At 56.6% G+C, this 19,394-nt stretch carries 15 protein-coding genes and 1 other RNA gene; 5 read left to right on the top strand and 11 right to left on the bottom strand.

Annotated elements, in window-relative coordinates; translation table 11 throughout:
* The coding region (locus ACN0VM_RS17225; protein WP_417452133.1) for a cation:proton antiporter at positions 1-807 on the top strand (807 nt) is incomplete at its 5' end.
* Between the two features lie 64 nt (positions 808-871).
* Here the strand turns inward: ACN0VM_RS17225 and ACN0VM_RS17220 are convergent.
* Together ACN0VM_RS17220 and rnpB are read right to left on the bottom strand one after the other, a co-directional pair.
* Positions 872-3,349, bottom strand: coding sequence for a zinc-dependent metalloprotease (locus ACN0VM_RS17220; protein WP_417452132.1), 2,478 nt, complete (start codon positions 3,347-3,349; stop codon positions 872-874).
* A 75-nt stretch (positions 3,350-3,424) separates the two neighbouring features.
* An RNA gene (gene rnpB / locus ACN0VM_RS17215) (RNase P RNA component class A) lies at positions 3,425-3,803 on the bottom strand.
* Between the two features lie 111 nt (positions 3,804-3,914).
* On the opposite strand from rnpB, the gene ACN0VM_RS17210 reads away from it, so the two are divergent.
* Positions 3,915-4,139 (top strand): hypothetical protein, encoded by a 225-nt coding sequence (locus ACN0VM_RS17210; RefSeq protein WP_417452131.1) that lies wholly within the window; start codon positions 3,915-3,917, stop codon positions 4,137-4,139.
* Positions 4,140-4,209: 70 nt separating this feature from the next.
* On the opposite strand, the gene ACN0VM_RS17205 is transcribed toward ACN0VM_RS17210, so the two are convergent.
* A complete protein-coding gene (locus ACN0VM_RS17205) occupies positions 4,210-4,875 on the bottom strand; it encodes a TetR/AcrR family transcriptional regulator (RefSeq protein WP_417452130.1) in 666 nt (221 codons plus the stop codon).
* A 300-nt stretch (positions 4,876-5,175) separates the two neighbouring features.
* On the opposite strand from ACN0VM_RS17205, the gene ACN0VM_RS17200 reads away from it, so the two are divergent.
* Positions 5,176-6,303, top strand: a complete 1,128-nt coding sequence (locus tag ACN0VM_RS17200) for an efflux RND transporter periplasmic adaptor subunit (protein ID WP_417452129.1) — start codon at positions 5,176-5,178, stop codon at positions 6,301-6,303.
* A 10-nt stretch (positions 6,304-6,313) separates the two neighbouring features.
* Positions 6,314-9,481, top strand: coding sequence for an efflux RND transporter permease subunit (locus ACN0VM_RS17195; protein ID WP_417452128.1), 3,168 nt, complete (start codon positions 6,314-6,316; stop codon positions 9,479-9,481).
* An 88-nt stretch (positions 9,482-9,569) separates the two neighbouring features.
* Here ACN0VM_RS17195 and ACN0VM_RS17190 read toward each other — a convergent pair whose 3' ends face one another.
* From ACN0VM_RS17190 to ACN0VM_RS17175, 4 genes are read right to left on the bottom strand one after another with little or no spacing between them, the layout of a single operon-like run.
* Positions 9,570-10,775, bottom strand: a complete 1,206-nt coding sequence (locus ACN0VM_RS17190; RefSeq protein WP_417452127.1) for a hypothetical protein — start codon at positions 10,773-10,775, stop codon at positions 9,570-9,572.
* Between the two features lie 13 nt (positions 10,776-10,788).
* Positions 10,789-11,520 (bottom strand): N-acetylmuramoyl-L-alanine amidase, encoded by a 732-nt coding sequence (locus ACN0VM_RS17185; RefSeq protein WP_417452126.1) that lies wholly within the window; start codon positions 11,518-11,520, stop codon positions 10,789-10,791.
* Positions 11,521-11,523: 3 nt separating this feature from the next.
* On the bottom strand, positions 11,524-12,420 hold the full coding sequence (locus ACN0VM_RS17180; protein ID WP_417452125.1) for a DMT family transporter: 897 nt from the start codon (positions 12,418-12,420) through the stop codon (positions 11,524-11,526).
* A gap of 4 nt (positions 12,421-12,424) precedes the next feature.
* Entirely contained in the window at positions 12,425-13,153 is a 729-nt protein-coding gene (locus ACN0VM_RS17175; protein ID WP_417452124.1) for a TerB family tellurite resistance protein, read from the bottom strand.
* Between the two features lie 184 nt (positions 13,154-13,337).
* Here ACN0VM_RS17175 and ACN0VM_RS17170 point away from each other — a divergent pair, with 184 nt between their 5' ends.
* Complete coding sequence (locus ACN0VM_RS17170) at positions 13,338-14,468, top strand: beta-ketoacyl-ACP synthase III (protein WP_417452123.1); 1,131 nt, start codon at positions 13,338-13,340, stop codon at positions 14,466-14,468.
* 54 nt (positions 14,469-14,522) lie between these two features.
* On the opposite strand, the gene ACN0VM_RS17165 is transcribed toward ACN0VM_RS17170, so the two are convergent.
* From ACN0VM_RS17165 to ACN0VM_RS17150, 4 genes are all read right to left on the bottom strand, one after another.
* A complete protein-coding gene (locus tag ACN0VM_RS17165) occupies positions 14,523-15,755 on the bottom strand; it encodes an ABC transporter permease (protein WP_417452122.1) in 1,233 nt (410 codons plus the stop codon).
* Positions 15,752-16,462 carry an ABC transporter ATP-binding protein gene (locus ACN0VM_RS17160; RefSeq protein ID WP_417452121.1) on the bottom strand — a complete coding sequence of 237 codons (711 nt, stop codon included), beginning with the start codon at positions 16,460-16,462 and terminating at the stop codon, positions 15,752-15,754. The genes ACN0VM_RS17165 and ACN0VM_RS17160 overlap by 4 nt, the downstream gene beginning before the upstream one ends.
* A 2-nt stretch (positions 16,463-16,464) precedes the next feature.
* On the bottom strand, positions 16,465-17,949 hold the full coding sequence (locus ACN0VM_RS17155; RefSeq protein WP_417452120.1) for an efflux RND transporter periplasmic adaptor subunit: 1,485 nt from the start codon (positions 17,947-17,949) through the stop codon (positions 16,465-16,467).
* Between the two features lie 102 nt (positions 17,950-18,051).
* On the bottom strand, positions 18,052-19,278 hold the full coding sequence (locus ACN0VM_RS17150; protein WP_417452119.1) for a GGDEF domain-containing protein: 1,227 nt from the start codon (positions 19,276-19,278) through the stop codon (positions 18,052-18,054).
* Positions 19,279-19,394: the final 116 nt, after the last annotated feature.

Here is a 19,394-nt window from a genome sequence, read left to right as displayed (position 1 = left end):
GACGCAGCACTCGGCCAGCCCGTTATCACCGACGAGACGGTCCCTGATATGGAACGCCAGACCATATCAGTCGAAAGCGGGTTAAACGACGGGCTGGCTCTCCCTGCCGTCCTGTTGTTCGCGAGCCTTGCAGCCGCGTCCGGCGACGCAGATGGACGCAACTGGCTCCTCTTTACCGTCAGTCAACTAACGCTTGGCCCCATCATTGGCTGCGCTTTTGGCTACGTTGGCGGCAAGGCGTTCCTCTTTGCCGATGATCGCGACCTGAGCACCGGCACCCATGAAGGGATAGGCGCCATAGCACTCGCCGGAAGCGCCTATCTGGCTGCGATGCTGGTGGATGGGAACGGCTTTATAGCGGCTTTTGTTGCCGGGCTAGCTTTTGGTCATGTCGTCAAGGGTCGCTGTGCCTTTGTCTATGACTTCAGTGACAGTGAAGGCAAGCTCCTGAACTGGGGCGCTTTTTTCCTGCTTGGCCTGACATTGGTTCCAGAAGCCATCACCAACCTCACTGGCCCCATGCTGGCACTGATCCTTCTCAGCCTGTTCATCGTGCGCCCGGTCGCAATCTGGTTATCACTCATGGGTACAGGCCTTCACCCTCGCACGAGACTGTTTCTGGGCTGGTTTGGGCCCCGAGGCCTTGCAACAGCACTTTTTGCGCTGATCATTGTCGAAGGCGCCAACGGTGAATACGCCGACAAAATACTGATGATCGCCGTCAATGCAGTCTGGATAAGCGCCCTATTGCACGGTATGAGCGCTGCCCCGCTCGCGCGTTGGTATGGGCGTAAAACCAGCTGCTAGCGCGCCATACAGGGACGCAAAAAAGGGGCCTTTCGGCCCCTTTTCTGTTGGTCTGCATTGCTCATTATTCACTGGTACAGTGCCAGCAGGCTTCGCCCAACTCGCTGCCGATCGGGCTACCGGGCGGAATACTTGCATCTGCCGGGTCCTTGACAGCCGGGGTCCGGGCACGGGCCAATGCATCATCAATGCGAGCCATGAGCCCAAGCGCAAACGCCGAATGCGACCGACGCAGTTTTTCAGCCTTCTCACGCACCTCCATAAGGGTTGCCCTGCTATATTGCCTGACCCCAAGCGGTACGTCCGGCCCGAGCGCCAAGCCTATCAACCGCTCCGCATAAGCGCCAGCGACCAACTCCCGCAGGCCTGACTTTGTTTTGTCTTCACCGTTATTGAAATCCAGCAACGTGTCGGTTGTGCGTGACAGCACCGCCGCAAGGCCGGGGTGATCATCGCTTGCATCCCCTTGTGCATCCAGCCGTGCAAGGCGTTCCGGTGCCAGCAGCGCATCAAGGCTGAGTGCCACTGCACTCATGGCAGCCGCCGCATGGTCAAACATCGGGCGGCTATTGGCACCAAAGACCTCACGACCAAACTGCGGGTCACCGTCGGAATAGCCAAGCGGCGACAAAGTGGCGAGCACCTCATCCTTCACATCAAGCGCCGCTGGCGACAAGGTTTCAAGCAGCAGCGACAAAGCTTTTTCCTGCCGCTCCCATGGCACAACAACAGGCGCGGGACGCCCGTCGCCTTCATGCCGGTAAACGAAGTCCATACCACCAAGGCTTTTGGCAGCCGCCGCCAGTTGGTAGCGATGATACAGGTAAAGCGGCACAAATTTGCTTTGTAGCGCGCTCACGCTCTCACCATCTCGCAGGTTATCCATACCAAATCGGTCGAGGGCAATGCGGCGCACCTCCAGGGTGTTCTCCAGGCTGGCAAGCGGATCATCGCCCGTATCCCACACCGCACCGCGCGCGTGGCCTGTTCCTACGCCCCGACTATCAGGGTCCGAGACAAACAGATGACCATAGTCATCCGCTTCGCGGACAAGCGCGGCCTGCGCCTGCGCTTCTGGCATATCGCCATAGTCGCCATAGAGGAAACGCGCAGTCCATTTGTCCCACGAGCCGATACCAACGCCGTAAGCGTCCGAAAAATCAAGCTTACCGCCCTCACCCGCACGCACATCCGGCGCAGGGTAATCCATCACACTGGCGCGCCCGTCATAGGTGCTGGCCCCCATATTGTGCGCAAAACCCAGTGCATGGCCCACTTCGTGCGCCGCAAGCTGGCGGATACGGGAGAGCGCCAGTTCAACCGGATCGTCCGCCGCGCCGGTACCGGTTTTCGCCGCCCCGGCAAGCGCTTCAAATATCTTGATATCCTGGCGTACACGCAAGCTGCCGAGCAGTACCACACCGCGCAGTACTTCGCCGGTGCGCGGGTCAGCGACCGCTGCGCCATATGACCAGCCGCGTGTGGCGCGGTGTACCCAGTTCACCACATTATAGCGTGCATCCAGCGGATGAGCACCTTCCGGCAAAATCTCTACCTTGTAGCCACCGGGGTAACCGGCCGCGGCAAAGGCATCCGCCCACCACATCGCGCCTTCCTGAAGCGCGCTTCTGATTGGCTCCGGCGCACCGTTATCGATGTAAAAGATGATCGGTTTTTTCACCTGCCCGTTCTCATCCTTTTCAAGCCGGAATCGCCGCGCAAGACGCACCACCGTATCGCCCGCAAGTGGCGCCGACATATCCACATACGTCATGCCGATAAGCGCTGCACGCTCGTCATACAGGCGGGTTTCATAGCCCGCGTCCGGCAGTTTGATCAGTGTGGTGTGCGCAATAAGCGTTACCGCTTCCGGGATAGGCGTAGTCTGGCGCACTTCCCGGCCAGGCTTGTCACTTGTGAAGGTGACATAAGCGTCAAATTCGCCATTCTCAGCGAACATGAACGCGGCTTTGGTATCTACCAGCGAACGGTCTTTTGCGATGGCAAAGTTGCCTTCGCCGCGCGCCTTGAGCCGCGCACCGACGCCCACTGCATCTCGGGTCAGGAAGGAGGAGAAGTCAACCAGCAGGCGGCCGGTTTCTGCGTCTTCTTCCATGATATCGCCGGACCAGATAATCGACTGTGCGAAGCTTGTCTCAACTGCGCGTCGTTCAGCGGCATTGTCTGCCGTGGCACGGAAATTATGATTCTCGACCACGGCGACAATCTTGCTGCCCATGCGACGAAAGGAGATGATCTCCCCCCCTGCAGGTACGCTGCGGTCAAGCCCCACAGGGTTCGAACCAAGGCCACCCGTAAGGTAGGCCGCATAGATATAACGCCCCGCGACACCGTTCTCATCCGGCTTGTCGAGCGCCAGCAGCACCCGAGCCTTAGCGTGGTCCACATAAGTGTCCACAAGGCCGTCCTTGAACTCTAGGTCTTTGGTCGCCTCGCTGAAATCAGCCTGTGCCCCATAGCTCAGGGCCGCCAGTGCCGCGCCCGCCATCAGGCTGCGCGAGAAAAATTTTGTGAAAGTCATACGCTGTCCCCTTTTTCTGACTTACGGGAACATTAGCGCATGATTTCAGGATTGGAAGAGCGAGCGTGAAGATATAAAGGCAGATGGCCTGTAAGCCGGGTTCTGTCCCTGCAAGCAGGGGATGACCATTCCTCTAGGCCCAGTGTTGCCACTGGGCTCAAGCAACCTACCACGACGGAGGCGCAGAAACCCGCCTTGCCATCAAAGGCAACCGTCCATTTGGTTTTGCTCCCGGTGGGGTTTACCTTGCCATCCCTGTTACCAGGGACGCGGTGCGCTCTTACCGCACCCTTTCATCCTTACCATGCACGCATGGCGGTTTGCTTTCTGTGGCACTTTCCCTGAGGTCGCCCTCGCCGGTCGTTAACCGGCACCGTGTTTCCGTGGAGCCCGGACTTTCCTCCCCCACGCGATCACCGAAGCGTCGTGTGGCGGCGGCCATCCAGCCATCTGCCGCGCTGTTATGGTCATGACTGACGCGCCGCGTCAAGGCTGTTGAAACGCAGGTCAAAATGGGGCACAGTCCGGCCACGCAGCGTACCAATATCTGTCCCCGAGGAATAAAATGAAAAAACCGTTCGTGATTGCCGCCCTGATGTCCCTTTCCGCTTGCAGCATTTTTGAAAGCAAGGGCGATGAGATCATCTTTGATACAACGCTCGGCCCGGCGACCGAAACACAGGCAGAAACACTGCCGAACAACCTGAAGGGCGACAAGGAAAACGCGCGCTATTCCAATGAGACCCTCAAGGGCGATGGCATGGAATCGCGCGACGGTACCGATACCTAGAACACCCTGTCCAAGCCCAAGAAAAAAGCCGCCCGGTGAGGCGGCTTTTTTTGCATCTGATAAAGCGTGCTTACGCTTTATAAAGCTTGAGGAAACACTCAACAGCCTCCGCAGCCTGTTCCTTGATCTCTTCCTCAGACACAGTGCCAATCATGCCGATTTCGCGCATGAAATGCAGCTTCCCCTTTAGCAGAGTAATAAGTTGGGCGCTGGCTTTCTCCAGGCTGTCGATCCTTAACTCGCCCTTCTCGGCCCATGTGCCGATAAATTCTTCCAGCTTTTCATTCATTTCCTGCGGCCCCGCCTGCCAGAACATCTGTGCAAGCTCCGGCCCCTTGCCGGCCGCGGCCACCAGAACACGGTGCATCGCAATGGCATCGTCACTCAAAAGCAGGCGTGCAAAAGTCTGTGCCACAGCGTGCAGGTCTGATTCGAGCGTGTGAACCTCCACTGTCTGCAATGCGGCATCAGGAAAATATTTGGCAATGGTAATGTGAATGGCATCCGCGAAAAGCTGTTCTTTGCTGGAAAAGTGGCTGTAGACTGTCTGCTTGGACACGCCCGCGCGCCTCGCCACCTCGTCCATACTGGTCCCGTCAAAACCGTTTTCCAGAAACAATACGGACGCAGCGTCAATAATAGCGGAATTTTTTTCACTATCCCTCGGGCGGCCCCGTGTCGGGCGGCTATCGTCAGCCTGATCGCCATTCGACATTACGGCAGCGGTTTCTGTCACGGTTTACCCTTTCTATTACGCAGAAGCATTTTCTGGCGCTTTCCATACTCTCTTTAAGATTATACTGCAAATCCAACGGCTGGATAATTTGTTATTTTTTAGACTAGCGGGTCTACAAATAACAAACACACAGCCCTACATGCAAGTGCCATAAAGTCTTTCAAGTATATTTTACCCTACGGAATCTTGCTGCATTAATTTCTGGACTATCAAGTCTAGTTTAATATATAAGCGGCCTGAATGTGGACAAATATGATCAGGAAAACTGATCGGCCCCAGGTTGCGACAGTAGGAAAAATAATGGTTCAAAAAGCGAAACTGATAAGACAGGTGAGCATAGTTGCCCTTGCTGGCGTCTTTGTTGCCGTGCTGGCGGCTCGCCTGCCAGCGCAAACAGTTCCCGACAGTGGCCTCAGCCGCGCCCTCCCGGTTCGGACAACCGAAGTGACGATTGAGAACGGATATCATGCCCGGCGCACCTTCACTGGCCGTGCCGTGCCGGGCCGCATGTCCAGCATGGCTTTTGAACTGGGCGGCACCATTGCAAACATTACGGTGGACTTGGGCTCATCTGTTCAGGCAGGCGACATCCTGGCTGAGCTTGATACCGCAAGACTGAACGCACAGCGCGCGCAGTTGTTGGCCGAAAAAGACGAGGTAAGCGCCTCCCTTGACCTTGCCGAGCGAACTTTTGCGCGCGCAAAAGAAACCTTCAACAAGGGGCACGCCTCAGCGCAACACCTGGATGAAGCGGAAGCAAATGCCATCAGCCTGCGCGCGCGCGCGAAACGCCTTGATGCTACGGTCGCTGCGCTTGATGTCGACATCGCAAAATCGAAAATCAAGGCACCGTTCCCCGGCACGATTACGGCGCGCCATCTGGATGAAGGCGCCGTCGTCGGAGCAGGCACAAAGCTGCTGGAGTTGTCTGAAAACACCCGCATGGAAGCCCACATCGGCATGCCGCCCGAATACGCATTTGCCGCGCGGGGCGGTGCCCCCGTTGAACTTCGGGGCGGCCGGCGAAAACAGATCGACGGCGCCACCATTCGTTCCATTGTACCCACAATTGAAGGCCAGACCCGCACGATGATGGTGACCTTCGACCTGCCTAAAGACAGCGCCGACCGCGGCGAACTGATCACAGCAGTGGTAAACGACTGGCAGGAAACCAGCGGGGCATGGCTGCCCATTCGCGCACTGTCTTCAGATGTACGCGGGCTTTGGCGGGTGTATAAAGTGGTAGAAGGCAAAGACGGCCCAGAGGTACGATTTGAAAATGTGCAGGTGCTCTATACTGACACCAACCGGGTATTTGTCAGCGGCACCATCTCGGCGGGCGACAGGATAATCTCCGACGGCGTTGAACGCCTCGCCCCCGGCCAGCGCGTGACCGTGCTGGCTTCCGATCCCGCCGCGCGCAGCTAGAGGAGTCATCATGCAAGGCTCCCTTTACAATCACCCACGTGTGGTGTGGCTTATCCTGCTGCTCATCGTCATTGCCGGTTTCAACAGCTTCATCAGCATGCCCAAACTTGAAGACCCGCACATGGAAAGCCGTATTGTGCAGGTCACAACACTGTATCCGGGCGCGGATGCGGAACGGGTCGAAGCCGAGATCACCGAGAAGTTGGAGCGCAAGATCCGCGAGGTACCAGAGGTCAAGACGGTGCGCAGCGTCTCGAACCCTGGCGTATCGCTGATCACTATCGAGCTTGAAGACCGGGTGGACAACGCCAAGCCCATCACAGCCCGTCTGCGCGACAAGGTCTCTGAAGTGACCGACCTGCCTGCGGGCTCCACAGCGCCTGATTTTTCAGACACCCGCATCTATGCACATTCCGCTATTTTCTCGCTGACATGGCATGCGGACAGCCCAATCAACTATGCAATCCTCGGCCGTCACGCGCGTGAGATTGAAAGCAAGATCCGCAACCTTGGCGGCACAGACTTTGTCGATGTGATTGGCTTGCCGGAAGAAGAGATCCGCATCACGATTGATGACGCGGAACTGGCCGCTTACGGCCTGACCATGGCCGACGTCGCCGCGCGCATCCGGGGCTCGGACGCGCGGGGTGCAGCAGGTGTCGTATCGGACAGCAATAACCGCATGGTCGTGCAGGTCGCCGGTGCGCTTGACAGCCTCGCACGCATCCGTCGTATCCCGCTGGGGCTTGACGAAAACGGCGCAAGCCTGAGGCTCGGCGACGTTGCCAACGTTGAACGCGGGTTCGAGAACCCGCCCAGCCATCTGGCATACCTCGATGGTCACTACGGCGTTGCCATCGCCGCCCGCATGTTTGAAGACAGCCGTATCGACGCTTGGTCCGACCAGCTTGGGGCCATGATGGAAGACATGCGTGCCACGTTGCCCTCCTCTGTGCATCTGGAGCGTATCTTCGACCAGCGCGATTATGCCGACGAACGCCTGCATGGCTTGATGGGCAATCTGGCTGAAGGTGCCTTGGTGGTGCTGGTTGTGTTGCTTATATCTTTAGGCTGGCGCGCGTCGCTCGTATCGGCATCGATCCTGCCACTTACCATTCTTGCAGCCCTTGCCATGACCCACATGATGGGGCTGCGCATCCAGCAGGTTCTCGTCACCGGCCTTATCGTGGCGCTTGGCATTATGGTCGACAACGCCATCGTGATCACGGATGAGATCCAACACTTGCGCTTGCAGGGCGAACGCCGTTCGGTCGCTGTTGCCAAAACCGTACGCAAGCTGTGGCTTCCGCTTATGGGCTCAACCCTCACGACCATCATCGCGTTCATGCCGCTGGTGCTCATGCCGGGCAACGCGGGTGACTTCCTGCTGGGTGTACCGGCTGCCGTTATTGCGTCGCTTATCGCGTCCTATGTCATCGCTTTTACCATAATCTCTGCCGTTGCCGGTCGTGTGGTCGAAGGCCGCGTACCGGGAGCAAATCCCAGCACCCCCATAAAGCGCGTCTGGTGGCGTGACGGCGCAGATGCAAAATGGCTGTCCAGCCCATTCAAGCGCAGCCTAGAATGGTCTGTGCGCTATCCCGTACGGTCCATGATTGTGGCAACGGCTATTCCCATTCTCGGTTTTGTACTTGCAGGCCAACTGACAGAACAGTTTTTCCCCACAAGTGACCGTAACCAGTTCCGCGTTGAAATTTACATGCCCGGCCAGACCGCGATCGAGGAAACCCGTGGCGCGGTGGAAGCTGTGCACCAGCGCCTTGGGAAAGAAGAAAAGGTGCAAAGCGCCCACTGGTTTATCGGGACACGCCCGGCCAAGTTCTATTATGCCATGGTCGCCAAAACAGATGGGCTTGTCAGTGCGGCAGTCGCTGTGGTGACAGTTAACCATTTCGAAGAGATTGCCGAAATGGTCCCGCGCCTGCAGAACGAACTGACCGAAATGCTGCCTGAGGCCATCGTGCTGGTGCGCGAATTTGGCACAGGCCCACCGATCAGCGCCCCTATTGAAGTGCGCGTGCTGGGCCCAAACCTCGCGACACTTGAGCGTATTGGTGATGACATACGCTCTGTCCTCAGCCGTTTACCGAATGTCACCATAACCCGCACCAGCCTCAAAGCTGGCCGCCCGATGGTCACAGTTGAAGCACGGGAGGATGATGTGTCTGTGACGGGCTTGACGCTCAGTCAGGTTGAAAGCCAGCTTCAGGCGCTTACCACGGGCATAACTGCCACTTATCTGATCGAGGAAACACAGCAGGTTCCTGTCAGGCTGATTGCTGACCGCGCCAACTGGCAGGACCTCAATTCCATCGCGAACATGAGCTTGATTGGTACCAACACACGGCTGGAAGAAGATCGCTCGTTCGCCGATGTACCGGTCTCGGCGGTAGCTGATGTGAAGCTGTCGACCAAAGTAGGCACTATCGAACATTATAACAGCGTACGCATGAACAAGGTGATGGCTTATCTAGAGTTCGATGTTCTGCCGGAAGTCGCATTTCAGGCCATGTTGCGCGAACTGGAGAAAACCGACCTTCAAATCCCGCCCGGCTATAGGGTCGAATTCGGCGGCGAAAGCGAAGAACGCAACGAGGCGGTTGGGCAGCTTTTTGGCACCGTAGGTCTTTTGCTGGTGCTGATGCTGCTTGCTATCGTGTTGACATTCAACAGCTTCCGCATGGCTTTCGTGACTTTTGCAGCTGCGGTGCAGGCGGCAGGACTTGGCCTCTTTTCGCTTTGGTTCTTTGGCTATCCGCTTAGTTTTGTTGTTATCTTCGGCTTGATGGGCCTTGTGGGGCTGGCGATCAACGCCGCTATCGTGATCCTGTCCGAGCTTCGGGGAATGCCGGATGCACGCGCAGGCGACCCGGACGCCGTTGTCCGCGGTGTCATGAGCACCGGCAGGCATATTCTATCTACCACCATCACAACCGTGGGCGGTTTTACGCCGCTCATCCTCGCTGGCGGGCAGTTCTGGCCGCCCTTTGCTGTGGCGATTGCGGGCGGTGCATTCCTGTCCATGATTGTGAGTTTTTATTACGCACCAGCGGCGTTCCTTTGGCTTACCCGGCGGCGCCCGGTTACAGCACCGGGAGAAGGCCGCGCCACTGCGGCGGCGGAAAACGCCGTCGGGCAGTCCCTGGGGAAGAAATGACCACAGTACAGCCGCGCAGAAAAAAGAGCCGGAGACACCTCCGGCTCTTTCATACAATCTTGATGAGATATCTCATCCTCTATTGGAGCTAATTTAGTAGAGGAGCCATTCTTGCCAGCGCCAACGCCTGATTATCGTCGTCCTCCATTGAGCGCACGATATTGCTCGCCAGATCGATACTGCCGTTTTTAAGCGCACCGTCCAACAGCTTCAGTCGAATTATGTCCCGCTCGTAAGCGCCGTCCACGTCACTGATCTGGCCCAAGACTTCACTCATCTTTGAAACCATTTCCTCACTGGCCTCGCGCGGTTGCAGCGATGCAACATAAGCCGCCTTCGCCTCTACCGTTTTAAACTGTTCGATACGGGCAAAGGCACGACCCAGGTCACCTAACGCCGCTTCCACCGGGCCCAGCTTACGGGCAATATCCTGCAGGGTATCGCCATCGCGCACCCTATCCCCATGCAAAGCTGCAAGGTCATAACTGGCACGAACCAACGCCGCCTCAAGGCTGGCATCGTGCATGGCACTTGCCCGTTGGGCGGTAGCATCCGCGCGTGCAGCTATACCCACCACACCGGAGAAAAGCTCATCAGCCTCAGCAATGTAGGTGTCACGTGCGACTGCATTGCCTTTACGGTCAGCGATAATCGCAAGCTGGATCAGACCGCGATAAACTTGCTCGGTGCGGCCCAGCGCGCGCACGTCAGCTTCAATATCGTCCAACTTAACAGTCGTCAGAGCTTTGTCGGGCGCGCGAGCCAACAGTGTGAGCTCACGCCAGAAAGCGCGACTACGGTTGCGCATTTTGCCAAGCGCCACCCGCGCATCCGCCAATGCGCCATTGCCAATCGCCTCTGCTGCAATTTCCGCAAGAACGCCATCCTTTATTCCATGGTTCTCGATTTCATCCGCAACGACCAACGCTCCGGAGACATCACCCGCCCGTGCAAGCAGCGGGGCAATTTCCTTTATTTTTTCCTGCGTAACGAATGTGATTTTGACCGTCCGCGCCTCATCAAGTGCCAACATCAAAGTCTCAACCGCCTGTTCACGCTGACCAGTTTCGATCATTGATGTCGCGACGCCCACAAGGACCTTTGCGCGCTCCACACCCAGTTCCTCAGCAATCACAGTTTGCAGCGCCGAGGACAAGGCGCAGTCACGTGTGGGCGCCTGAAGGCACGCCATTGTCTGCTGGTTGGGTTTGTGGTCATTGCTGACTGTCGGGCTTTGGGCAAAAGCGGGGCTTGCCATCATACCCATCACGGTAGAGAGAAGCAGTTTTTTCATCTTTATTCCCCTGTTAACCTCGCTGGTTGGCGATATCTTCAAGAATACGGGCTGTACCAATATCAATCAGGCCTGTTACCGCCGTCGGCCGCCAATGAGCCTGAAAAGCACGCACTGCATATTCCGTCGCAATATCAAAATGTTGGATGTCATCTATATGATACCCAATCATAGATAATTGTTCGTTAAACTTGACGACATTGTCATTTTTTTGACCACGGCGCACGATGACGGAAGTGCTGGTCCCGTCCCTGCCTGACCAAATGCCAAAGCCCTTCTCCGCAAGCTGGGCCCAAGGAAAGAGTTCCCCCGGGTCTTGTTTGCGGCTTGGCGCGATGTCGCTGTGGCCGACAAACCCATTTTGCTGGATATGGTGACGTTGAGCGATACCTTCAAGAAGCGATAACAGGCTAGTGATTTGTGCCTTCGGGAACGGTCGGTAGCCAAACTCATGCCCCGGATTAACCAGTTCAATCCCGATTGACGTGTGATTAAGGTTATCTCTGCCGCGCCAGTGCGAAACGCCGGCATGCCACGCACGCTTCCGTTCATCAACCAACCTGAAAACACGGCCATCTTCCTCAAGCAGATAATGCGCGGAAACCTCCGCCGTCGCATCACACAGGCGGGTCAATGCGTCACGGCCAGACCGCATGCCAGTGTAGTGCAAAACAACGGTATCAATGACGGCACCGGCTGGACGTTCATTCCAGTTGGGTGACGGGTATGAGGCAATATCGAGCATATATCAAACTGCCGCCCGGTCCTCGGCGACCTCCGCGAGACGGGGCGACCTCGCATTGTTTCTCAGCGTCACCACCAGTACACCAACGAGAGTGAGGGCCGCGCCTACAGCCATGCGCCATGTAAACTCTTCTTCCAACAGCACGACACCAGACAAAACCCCCACTACGGGCGTTAGTAAAAAATATGGCGAGACCACGGAGACCTCATACTTCCGCAATAGGTAATTCGCACCCCCATGACCAATAATTGAGGAAGCAATACCACTATATAGCACAGCCATCCATGCGCTGGTCGGCGCTGTCCTGATCATCTCCACCTGCCCGTGTTCAAAGACAAAGGAAAGCGCGAGCGAGCCGACAACACCGGCAAGCCCAACCCACGCCTGTGTGGTCACAGCACGAACGTCCCGCAGGCGGCGCATAAGGATAGCGGAAATTGAAAACACAAGAGCTGCGAAGGTCATCACCAACAGACCCTGCCAATAGGTGAAAACAATAGGATCAAAGCCAAGTGCCAAAACCCCGGCAAAACTAAGCGCGATACCCATCGCCCGTTTCCAACCAATGGTTTCACCAAGAAAGAACACGGCGAGAAGCGTTGAGAACGGTACACTTAGCTGTGATGCAATAGCTACAGAACCAATACCGCCGGACAGCTTAACCGCCCAGAACAAAGCGCCAAAATGCACCACACCAAGCAACACTGCCGCAATGGCAAGGTCAACCATCCGGCCGCGGACAATTCGCAGAAATGGCGCCAATAAAATAACCACCGACGAAAAGCGTAGCGCGTTTGACAACAGTGGCGAAAAACCATCCATCGTCCATTTCGTAGCGACAAAATTCATGCCCCAGGCAACAGTAACAAGCAGGACAAGAAGGATATCAAGAGGCTTCATCGCGTCACTTCTTTCCGCGCTCGCTCATGATCTGGTCATAGGCTACGTTAATTTCCGCCACACGACGCGTCGCCACGGCGATAAAGTCATTTGGCACCCCTTCGGCGATTAGACGGTCGGGGTGGGTTTCGCGCACCAGTTTGCGGTAATGAGATTTAAGCTCAGCATCACTGACCGAAGGCTTAACCCCTAATACACCATAAGGACAGCTTGGGTCCGCGCCCACATGCCTGTGTACAAGCTCGGCTATCTCATCCTTGCTGTAGCCAAATATCTGTGCCACCGCGCGGATATAATTCAGTTCATTGGGGTGGACTTCACCGTCTGCCTGCGCGATGAAAAACAATGCTTCGAGAAGGTCATTGAGAACTGCACGATTGCTACCGATAAGATCGGCGATCTGCCGTGCATAAGCGTCAAAGCCCGCCGTATGTTGGCGCGCCATGTCAAACACGCGGCCCACATTGTGCATTTCCTCCGGCGGCACCCGAAATACCTGCTTGAAGGCCTCAACCTCCTCGCGTGTGACCCGGCCATCCGCCTTGGCCATCTTTGCGGCAAGCGCAATAACCCCAATGGTAAAGGTAACATGGCGAGTAGCGTCGCTTGGCCTTTGGTTCGCTTCCACGCCAGCATCAACCGCCGCCCCAGCCGCCAGGCCAATGAGAGCACCAATAGGCCCACCAATGGCGAGCCCGGCCGTACCACCAATAATTTTTCCCCAAATCGACATATTCTGAGAGGTAGCACAGCGATTTGTGCCATCCTACAGAAAACTAAGCCATTTTTTGCATAGCTGATATTCCGTGAATGTTTGGTTGGCGGATGGGAAAAAAGGCAGTATATCTGAGCGCCCTTGTAACAGCCCGGTCATATTTGGGCTGACTGTCAGTTCAGATATTAAGGAATAGTTTGGCATGGTTGATGTAGTCATTTCTGGTACGGGTCTTTATGTACCGCCTCACAGGATCACCAATGAGGAACTCGTAAAAACCTTCAACGAATATGTTGACCAGTATAATGCCCACCACAAGGCCGATATCGATGCCGGCGTTGTACCAGCCAAGCAACATTCCAGCGCAGAGTTCATAGAAAAAGCCTCTGGCATCAAGGCACGCCACATGGTGGATGTTGAAGGTGTGATGGACCTTGATCGCATGATGTCCAAAATGCCTGAAGGCGGACACGGTGATCAGGAACATGCCTGTTTTCAGGCACACATGGCAATCGAAGCCGCAAAAGAGGCGTTGGCGCAAGCCGAACTGCAGGCAGAAGATATCGACCAAATCATCTGCTCCGCCGCCGCGCTACAACGCTATTTCCCGGCTATCGGAATCGAGGTTCAGCACCACCTTGGCACAAGCGGGTCGGCCCTTGATATGGTGATGGGCTGCTCAAGCGCAACATACGGCCTGATCGCAGGCGTGAATGCTATCAAGGCTGGCACCGCCGACCGTATCCTTATGGTTAACCCGGAGATTTTCTCCACCATGGTCAACTTCCGTGACCGTGACAGCCACTTCATCTTTGGCGACATTGCAACCGCTGTGGTACTGGAACGTGCAGACTTGGCACGAGGCAAGGACCAGTGGAAAGTGACAGGTACCAAGGCCAGCACCCAATTCTCCAGCAACATCCGCTCACACTACGGGCCGATGACCCGGCTTGATGACGACAGCATGCTGCGCGAAGACATGTTCTTCATGCAGGAAGGTCGCAAGGTCTTCAAGGAACTGCTGCCACTGGTGACTGAATTCATCTCAAGCCAGCTTGAAGGCGACAACCTCAAGGTTGGCGACCTCAGCCGCATGTGGCTGCATCAGGCCAATATCAACATGAATATGTATGCCGCCAAGAAGCTTCTTGGGCGCGAGCCGGAGCCAAACGAAGCACCGACCGTTCTGGACGAATACGGCAACACAGCAGGCGCGGGCTCCGTTGTTGCTTTCCACAAACACAGGGGCGACCTGAAGGCTGGAGACAAGGGCATCATCTGCTCCTTCGGGGCTGGCTATTCCATCGGCAGCTTGATGGTTGAAAAGCTCTAGCGCCTGACATCATACCCTGCCGGAAAGGCGCATCCGCATGGTGCGCCTTTTTCATTATTCGTACCTGAGTGCATCGATGGGATTAAGCATGGATGCCCGCCGTGCCGGGTAAAAGCCGAAAAACAAGCCAACGGCTGCAGATCCCGCCATGGCAAGAACCACATACACAGGGTCCATCAGCACCGGCCAACCCGCATAATATGCCACGAGCCCGGAACACCCGGCCCCGACAGCAAGGCCGATCATACCGCCCACCAGGCAAAGCGTCACGGCCTCAACAAGAAACTGCACCAAAATGTCACGGCCCCGGGCTCCCACTGCCATACGCAGGCCAATTTCACGCGTGCGCTCTGTCACTGACACCAGCATGATGTTCATGATCCCGATACCGCCCACCACCAGGGAAATTGCGGCCGATGTCGCCAGCAGCATACCCATGGTGTTCTGGGTCGCGGTGCGGGCTTCAATAAATTCCGACATATTGCGCACATCAAAGTTGGCTTGCGCCCCCGGCCGGATGTTTCGTCGCTCCATCAGCAGGTTCTCTATCTCCTCTTGAACCTTCGCCATGTCTGCGCCGTCTCGCACGGAAATAAACATCATCTCAACCGGTTCCGCGACCGAGCCATCCCGTCCGACCAGGCGGGTACGCGCGGTTGAGATAGGCACAAGGATGGTGTCGTCCTGATCGCGCCCCATGCCAGACTGGCCCTTGTCTGCCAGCACACCAATAACTTCAAAAGGAATGTTCTTGATGCGAATACGCTCACCAAGCGGTGATTGGCCACCAAAAAGCTCTTGTGCAACCGTCTGGCCGATCACCGCCACTTTCGATTTACGGCGGATATCTTCATCGGTCAGTGCAGACCCGCTGGCCACATCCCAGGCCCGCGCGATATGAAAATCAGCATGCACGCCCTGGACACCGGTTTGCCAGTTGTTGTTGCCAAACACAATGGCACCAGACGCGTTCACCACGCCCGATATGGCCGCCACGTCATATACTGCGGCCTTAATGGCCGCCACGTCCTTCTCACTAAAACTTTCGCTGGTGCCAGCACCGCCCCGCCTGCCGCCCATTCGGTTCGAGCCCGGGCGCGCGATCAGCAGATTGGTGCCAAGGCTTGAGATATGCTCCTCGACACGCTTTGACGCCCCGGTGGATATGGACGCCATGGTAATCACCGCGGCAACGCCGATGATGATACCCAGCATGGCAAGGGATGTACGTAGCGCGTTGAGCCGCAAGGCCTCAAGCGCAACAATGAAGGTCGCATAAAGGGTCATGATGCGGCCCGCCGCTCTGCCAGTGTGTCGCGCGCAATATGACCATCCATAAAATGTAATGTACGCCCGGCATAGGCCGCGACATCGGCGTCATGCGTCACCATCACAATGGTCATGCCGTCCGCGTTAAGTTGCTGGAACAATTTTAGCACCTCGACGGAAGTGGCGCTATCCAGTGCCCCCGTCGGTTCGTCGGCAAAAATCAGCTGAGGGTTTGTCACCAACGCCCGCGCAATCGCTACCCGTTGCTGCTGCCCGCCTGAAAGTTCGTTGGGGTGGTGATCCGTGCGCGAAGCAAGATCCACCTGCGCAAGCGCCTGTTTACATCGCTCGACCGCTTCTTGCCCGCCAATACCGGCATAGCGAAGGGGCAGCATTACGTTTTGTAGCGCACTGGTGCGCGGCAACAGGTTGAATTGCTGGAAGACAAAGCCGATGACCTCATTCCTGAGACCTGCCAACTCATCCCGCGACAGTGTGGCAAGACCCCGCCCGGCAACCTGAACCGTACCGCCCGTGGGCTGGTCAAGCGCACCGCAGATATTCATAAACGTTGACTTACCGGAACCCGACGGCCCCATGACGGCTACGAACTCACCTGGCATAATGGTGACGTCAACGCCATCCAGCGCTTTCACCACCTGATTGCCCTGGTAATAGTGGCGATACAGCCGCCGGGTTTCGATGACTGGCGTAGAAACATTCATCCTCAACGCCTTTCTTCACGGACAACAACTGCCGCGCCGGCTTCAAGCCCGCGGACCACTTCGGTATTCTCATCGTCAGACAGCCCCAATAGCACATCAGCCTGTTCAAGCTGTCCGTCCGACCGCAGCAACCATAGCTGCGCCCGACGCACCGCAGCGCGGGCAGTTTTCCCGGCCTCGTAGGATGACCATTGCTCATCCGTCAGGATGTCTTTCAACACCTTGTCGAGAGCCGCTTCCATACGCTGGCGCATTTGCAGCCTGTCATTGGTACCATTGTTAGGCACGCCCCCTATCGTCATGCCACCGCTACGACCTGCCGTCGCTTGCTGGCGCAATTTGTCCAACCCGGTGCGCACCTGCGCTGCCTGCATGTCGCTTAGTCCAAGATCAGACACCAACCGCCCGACAAGCTGGCCCCCGCCCGCGCCGGGCCGCTCGGCAGCGATGGCACCGGTTGTTTCAGGTGGGTTTGATGGGCGATAGCGCAGCGCCTCATTGGCCACTCTCACCACATTGTTTTTCTCACCGGTAAAAATTTCTACATTGGCGGTCATGCCGGGCAGCAAGGCGCGGTCAGAATTGCTCGCGGTTATCACAACGGTATAGGTTACCACGTTGGATTCCTCGAGCGGGGCGAGGCGTACCTGCTTGACCACGCCGCCGAAAACACGGTCAGGAAAGGCATCCACACTGAAGGATACCCTGTTACCTGATTGGACCGTACCGATATCGGCTTCGTCGACATTCGCCTCAACCTGAATTTCCGAAAGATCCTGCGCCAATTGAAACAGGGTCGGAGCCTGCAAGCTGGCGGCCACCGTCTGTCCGACATCCACACTGCGTGAGATAACCGTACCATTGATGGGTGAGCGTATTTCCGTGCGGTCCAGATCAATCTTGGCCTGATCACGCGCGGCTTCGCGCTGCGCGACTGTTGCCTTTGCAGTATCCAGTTGCGCTTCTGCACTTATGACATCTGCCTGTGCAGTCGTATAGGCTGTTTCAGCTGTGTCCAGCGCGCTGATGGAGACATTACCGCTCTTTTCCAGGTCTTTCTGGCGCGCCAGCGTACGTTCCGCTTCCCTGAGTTGAGCTTTTGCCCGCGTAATCGCTGCCTGCTGTACTGTCACCGACGCTCGCGCCACCGCCAGTTCGGCTTCCGTTTGCTTCACTCTAGTCGCAAACGTTTGCGGATCGATGCGTGCGAGCAACTGCCCTTCCGCGACCTCATCATTGTAATCGGCCAGCATTTCAGCGACCTGACCGGAGAGCTGGGAACCGATGTCTACGGTGATAAGCGGTCGTACAGACCCACTGGCAGACACACTGCGCTGTATAGTGCCAAGGTCGGCAGTCTTGACAGTATACGTGCTGGCGGTGCCTTCATCACTGTCTTCATCGCTGACGTAAAACCAGAGGCCTATACCAACGCCTACTGCTATCAGGGTGAATTTTAACAGGTTCGGTACAGTTCGGCTTTTCATAAAGGGGCTCGCTCACAAGATAATTGCTTTGGACATGGTACGCGCACGCCCCTCTTTTCCCTCTGCACACACTGGTCACGATAAAAAGAATACCGCTTTTGTTCAGTCTGCCTGTCTGGCCGTTAGCGCTGACGGCATCGTGCCAGCGAGCTTTATCTGTCCCGCCCCTTCCTTCTGGGCCTGTTTAAGTGCTTTATAGGCTGCATCAAGCATACCGTCGGAGACCAGATCATCCCCCCTGGCCGTCATGACCCCCACGCTGAGCGAGAGCGAGACATCTTTACCACCGATATGAAAAGGTTGATCGCAGACCCCGGCGCGCAGCAGACGAGCCACGTGAACAGCGCCGTCTTCGTCCGTACCCGGCAGCAACAGCACAAACTCTTCGCCGCCAAAGCGACAGAGTACATCCTGGGCACGCCGGCCGGACATCACCCGCTCGCCGAACTGCCGCAACACCGCGTCACCCACCAGTCGACCATGCAACACGTTAATGCGCTTGAAGCGGTCAATATCAATCATGATCAGGGAAACCGGTTCAGACTGGCGTTTCGACCGCGCCACCACAGTCTTGATAACCGTCATGAAGGCGCGGCGGCTGAGTGCCTGCGTCAGCGGATCCATCATCGCCTGTATCTTTAAAGCATGCTGCGACCTTTCCGCGGTCATGATGATCACAGTAAGTGCAAGCATCAAAACAAAGACCATCGCCTCTACCTGCGTCCAGATCGCCAGGCCCTGTTCGCTATAATGGCTGACACTCGCAGGCAGTTGTTGCCAAGCATATGCGCGGTAGGCATAGAAGACTGTGTGCGCCAGAAATAACGCCGCAGCAATAGCCCCTCCCAGCGAGGTTCGCTTTATAATACCACGGTATAATGAGCGTCTCCCACCCAGGGCTTTTACAAGCGACAAACAGGCCGTCAGGGAAAATATCGCCACAAAACCAGACAGAAGCGCACCCCGAACGGCCCCGTTGTCACCCACAATTGTCTGGTATGCAAACAAGAGAACTGCGACACCGAACATCATGCCGCCCCAGCCAGTGGACACACGTGTACGCACGCCCCAGAAAGCTGCAATGGAAAGCCATATAATCAGGTGTGCGCCTATAACCAGTAGATCGCCTGCCAATAAGCTAAAACTGTTCAGGCCACCGTTTACCGGGATCAACGCGTAGCTGCCAAGCGCACCTGCGACAGCGCCAAGCGCCACACCGCGCAATCCACTGACGCCCAGATTGGCTAACCAATGTGCAGTGAGGGCAAGCGAAGAAAGCGCAAGCAACAGCGTGGTTGCAGCCATAAGAGTGGGTACATCTAACGTCACAGAGCTTCCCCCCGCCCGTGTTACTTTGAACAATCCGCCCCGTCAGGCAAACACTGTATGGATTCCGCGTAAAAATGCAAACCCCTTGCAACACCTCATCCTGCCACATAGGCACT

The sequence above is a fragment of the Kordiimonas sp. genome (genome assembly GCF_048260245.1).
GTDB lineage: Bacteria > Pseudomonadota > Alphaproteobacteria > Sphingomonadales > Kordiimonadaceae > Kordiimonas.
This window is presented reverse-complemented; position numbering and strand designations above follow the sequence as displayed.